This window comes from uncultured Ligilactobacillus sp., assembly GCF_948826705.1.
In the GTDB taxonomy this organism is placed as follows: Bacteria; Bacillota; Bacilli; order Lactobacillales; family Lactobacillaceae; genus Ligilactobacillus.
In genome coordinates this window covers 1-5,207 of record NZ_CAQLEL010000021.1, presented here as the reverse complement: position 1 = coordinate 5,207, position 5,207 = coordinate 1, and the positions used below count along the sequence as shown (strand labels likewise).

Below are 5,207 nucleotides of genomic sequence, written 5' to 3'. Positions count from 1 at the left end.
GCATCAGCTGGTAATTTAGCTTTTTGCTTTTCTTCATCCGTTGTCGCAGTCGCAAATTTAGTACCTTCTGGCATTTGAACTTCAGTGCCGTCAGTTTCTTTATCTTTAAATGTAGGTGCTTCAACTGTCGCTTCTTCTCCTACAGTACCTTCAACTTCTTTGTAAACAGGCACATAAGAATCAGCTGTTGGTACTGCTGCCAATAATAAATCTAATGCTAATGCGTTATCTAAACTCTTAGTATTTGTTCCTTGTTCAAAAACAGCTACTGTAAAGTTGGTTTCACCTGTAAGATCATCTGGAATTGTATATGATGTAGAATCTGCAGGCGCAAAAGTACCATCCACTGTTGACACGATCGTCACTGGATCACCTACTGCAACACCATCTCTGAACCATTGAACTTGATATTCACGTGATGGCAATAGCCCACCGATCGTAGCTTCAACTTTATCACCTGCAAAAGCGTTGTTCTTACCACTTGCATCATACCCTAAAGCATCGATCATCGGTTGTGGTGCCATGATAGCAAAATTGATCGCTCCAATGTTGTAGGACGATTGAACCATAGTCAAGAACTTATCAGCTGGATTTTGGAAAATATTTGATGGAAAAGCATTATTCCAAACATTGTAATTATCGATCAATGGCGCGATATACATATAATCTTGGTTGATATGGCGGTGTTTTTGTCCAATCGTTCCATTCCAGACCATTACTTTATTATGGCTAACATCAGCATCACTTACAAGCTTTCCATACTCCTCATCAGTGATCGTCCAAGAGATCTTGGCACCACTATTTTGTTTTGTAGCGCTAATACCATAAAGGCCTCTAAATGGGATATAGTAGGTACCATCAGCTTTAGCTACTCCAACTACTGTTTCAGCAATATGTGAGCCTACACCATTAGCTTCCTGATAGGCTTTGATGATCTCTGCTTGAGCTTTGCGCATGTCATCAACTTGGTAACCATCATTGTTTTTCTTCCATTCATCTAACTGACGGGTAACTTCATCATTTAAGTATGAAGCAACGACCTTTGTACCTGTTGCCTTAACGTCGTTTCCATCATTGATCCATTGGTTAGCTAAAGTACCTGCATAGTCTCCGTTTTCAAACCAAACAGTACCTCTAGCAGTTCCGTAAGCTCCTTGATCAGGCCATTCGCCACTTTCGTTAGGTGATTTTTCCCATTGATCTTCTGGTTTGAACAACCAAGTATCTTCTCCGACCTTATCTTGGAAGATGACCATTGAGTTAACGATCCGATTGACACCAGCTGTAAAGTCCCAAGATTCATTGTTACGATTTGTACGTGTATGGAAACCATAGATCCCATCACCTTGCTTTACAACATTGTACTTTTCTGGATCAGGATTTGTGACCCATGTTCTGATCGCAAACTTAGGATCACCTGCTAATTTGAATTCATTACCATTTTCCAATTCTGGATGATCTAAATTGATAACAAATGTTCCATCAGCTTCAGAAGTTGTGTAGTAAACTTTAGAAACATGACCTTTGCCATTTACCCATTGCAAATAGACCTTGACACCAGCCATTGGAACATCTCCACTACCAAAGCTATTCATCGCTGTTCCAGTTGTTTGAAGCCATGCTTTACCAGCATAACTCTTCTTTGCGTTTTGTACACCAGGACTATAGACGGCATTCTTTTCTAATTCTTCTTGTAGTGCCGCTGAAACAGGTGTATTAGGATCACCTGGTGTAGCTGTAGTATCATCTGTTGTGTCTGTAGCGGCTCTAAATGCTGTTGTACGCACAGGAGCCGGAGCAATAGCTTCTTCCGTTGTATTTGTCGCTTCAGCTTCTTTTGTATTTTGCACAGCTACTTCATTTTCAGTAGTAGCTGCTGTTGGGTTTGCCTCATCCGCTTGGGTTTGCGCATTTTCTGGACTTGTGGCTACAGCATCAGTATTTGCGGTACTTGTGCTGTCTGTTTCTGCAACTGTATCAGATGTACTATCTTCACCTGCAGCTGGATCAGTGTTTGTTAAAGTTACTTCCTTGTCACTTACAGTATCTGTTTTATCTTCCACCACTTCAGATACTGTATTTTCAGCTACTGCTTCATCCGCTGAAACACTTCCAGCATGAATCGCAAACGTTGTCCCGATCAACACAGAAGCTACCCCTACAGTAAACTTCTTGATCGCAAAACGTTGCTGTTTAGGCTCCATTTTTTGAGAATATAGGTTTTTATTATTTTTTGAGAGCATTCCACCAAAACCTCCATTTTTAATTTTCTTTAAAGGAAATAAGATAATTTACTACCTCAACACTATAATATTAAATAATTTTTAATTTTTAAATAGGTGTTTTTTATTTTAAAGATGGATAATTCTTGTTTTACGCTTTTTTACAACAAATACTTCTAATATAAATTATTTTTTATTTAATTTAGAATTTTATAATACCCTAAAATATATCATCTATATATAATGATATTTGCTACTTTTTCAGTTTAAAACTGTATCTCGACAGGTGTATAATCCTATTAGCTAATTCTTATTTAAAGGAGGTTTTATTTTGTTCAAATTTTTTTCGTTTTTACATCGTAAAAAAGAACTTCGGAATTGTTTTTTCGCACTTTTCTACGGCTTACTTTCAGCCCTAGCCATAAATTTATTCTTAAACAATGCCCAATCCTACTCTGTTGGTGTGACCGGGATCGCTCAGCTACTTCAAGCTATTTTAGCAACTTTCAACATCCAACTCAGCATGAGCACTCTTTTGATCATATTTAACGTCCCGCTTTTTTTATTTGCTTGGCGTGTTTTTGGGATAAGATATATTACCTACTCACTCTTAGCGGTCGGTTCAAACATCATCTTTTTACACATCGTGCCACAAACAATGATCGTACACGACCAATTGACCAACACACTAGTCGGATCAGCCTTAGTCGGTATCGGGATCGGTTTTTGTTTTAACAATGGTTTTTCGACTGGTGGAACTGACATCATCATCAACTATATCCAATTGCACTACCATAAGAAGGCTGGTTTTTTGAGCAACCTTTTAAATAGTGGAACTTTGATCATAACTGCTTTATTCTTTGATCTCGGTCGTAGTGTTTACAGCCTATTAGGTATGTTGATCACTAGCTACTTGATGGATTCTGTCTTTGTACTTCAAAAAGACGTTAATATTTTACTCTTTACCAAGAACTCAGCACCGATCATCGAAGCCCTGAAAAAATTTGTTCACGGTGCAACTTTAGTTAAAGGAACTGGGATCTATACCGGTGAAAATACCGATATTATCATCATCGTAGCTCAAAAAGGTCAGTTAAATTATCTCAAGCAACTAGTTCAAGCCATCGATCCTAACGCCTTTCTTAGCACTCAAGCTACTGATGCTGAATTAGGTAACTATCGTCGTGTTTTTGAAACTTGATCACAATACACTAAAAAACCATTCAGAACATTTAGTTGTTCCGAATGGTTTTTATTATATTTTCTACTTATCGTAGCGTCTCTTTGACTTTGTAATAAAGAACAATGGTACACATGCAATAGCGGCAAATAATGCGCCTAAACCTTTTTGATCAACAGACTTTTCACCCAATGCTGGTAATTCTGAATTTGCACTAAGCATTTTCGATCCACTGCTTGTAGTATCTTTGCTTGAGCCACTACTATTCAGAGAACTTGTTGGCATATTCTTTTTACTTGATAGATATACCGTTTCAAATTCTTCACCATTTTCTAAACCACTTAGATCTTTTTGTTTATCATCATTTGATCCTTCTGAAGCTCCTGGAATTTTTCCGCCATTGCTTGGATCTTCTGGAGCCTCTGGCATCTCTTCTTCGTTACCTGGGCCTTCTGGAGTTCCTGGCGTCTCTTCTTCAAATATTTTTAAAGCTTCCTCTCCATCTGATGCTTCTAAAGTATTATATCCTTTTTGTATTAAAAAATCTTTTACTAGTTTTCTCATTCTTGACTCGTCATCTACAACTAATACTGTGATATCATTCATATTTATTTTCTCTCCCTTTTAACAAGAAATTAGCTTCGCCACCCTACGTGTTAAATTATCCGCCACAGACGCCCAACGAATGATATATACTTTTTTCTTGGGCTAAAGCACGAAAAAAGATATATCATTCCGCTGTGGCTACTCTACAAATTCTAATTACTACTATTCCAACTTCTAACTTTTAAAAGGAGAACTATGAATCGGAATACTAATAATAAACAAACCAAAAGGCTATACATCACACGATGTAGTAGCAAAAGTAAAAAAAATACTAAATATAAAAAAAGTGGGACATACAGGAACATTAGACCCTAATGCGACAGGTGTATTACCACTTCTTTTAAACGATAGCACAAAACTTTCAAAATACTTAATAGAACATGATAAAGAATATGAAGTTACTTTAAAATTGGGAATAAAAACAGATACAGCAGATATAGAAGGAAATATTTTAGAAGAAAAACAAGTTCAAAATATAAGTATAGAACAAATAGAAGAAACACTAAAAAGTTTTGAAGGAAAGCAAGAACAATATCCGCCAATGTATTCTGCAATAAAAGTAAATGGAAAAAAGCTATATGAATATGCAAGAAATGGTGAAAAAGTAGAAATAAAACCAAGAAACATAGAAATATATAGAATTAATTTAATCAATTTTAATGATAAAGAAAGCGAGATACAGTTTAAAGTAATTTGCTCAAAAGGTACATATATAAGAAGTTTATGCGAGGATATAGCTAAAAAACTAAATACAATAGGTTATATGAAGGAATTAAATAGAACTAAAGTTGGAAGATTTAAAATAGAAGATGCAATTACTTTAGAAGAACTAGAAAATAGTAAAGAACAAAAAATAATAGCAATGGAAAATTTATTAAGTAATTTACCAAATATAAACTTAAATGAAAAACAACTAGAAAAATTTCTAAATGGAGTACAAATATCAGTAGATAAAGAAGATGGAATATACAACATATATACTAATAAATATTTAGGAACTGGAATAGTTAAAAATAGAAAAATAAAAAGAGATATTATATTAAAATAGTAAATATTATTTAAGTATTAGAATATAAATAGTATAAATAAAATTAATCTAGAACTATTAAATCCGCTCCCAGAAAGTAATATATTTTATTTTTTCCATTTCGCCCTCCAAGCTCACGGGTATTCCCCCGCCTCAAAGGGCTGTCGGGACT

General features: G+C 35.4%; 4 protein-coding genes. 2 read left to right on the top strand and 2 right to left on the bottom strand.

Annotated features, from left to right (window positions below):
• Positions 1-2,243 (bottom strand): YSIRK-type signal peptide-containing protein (locus Q9Q35_RS01355; RefSeq protein WP_304651804.1); only part of this gene is annotated, 2,243 nt, incomplete at its 3' end.
• Between the two features lie 310 nt (positions 2,244-2,553).
• Between Q9Q35_RS01355 and Q9Q35_RS01350 the strand changes: the two genes are divergently transcribed.
• Positions 2,554-3,423 carry a YitT family protein gene (locus Q9Q35_RS01350; protein WP_304651803.1) on the top strand — a complete coding sequence of 290 codons (870 nt, stop codon included), beginning with the start codon at positions 2,554-2,556 and terminating at the stop codon, positions 3,421-3,423.
• A gap of 63 nt (positions 3,424-3,486) precedes the next feature.
• Here the strand turns inward: Q9Q35_RS01350 and Q9Q35_RS01345 are convergent, their stop codons facing one another.
• Entirely contained in the window at positions 3,487-4,008 is a 522-nt protein-coding gene (locus Q9Q35_RS01345; RefSeq protein ID WP_304651802.1) for a hypothetical protein, read from the bottom strand.
• 199 nt (positions 4,009-4,207) lie between these two features.
• Here Q9Q35_RS01345 and truB point away from each other — a divergent pair, with 199 nt between their 5' ends.
• Positions 4,208-5,056 (top strand): tRNA pseudouridine(55) synthase TruB, encoded by an 849-nt coding sequence (gene truB, locus Q9Q35_RS01340; RefSeq protein WP_370648869.1) that lies wholly within the window; start codon positions 4,208-4,210, stop codon positions 5,054-5,056.
• Positions 5,057-5,207: the final 151 nt, after the last annotated feature.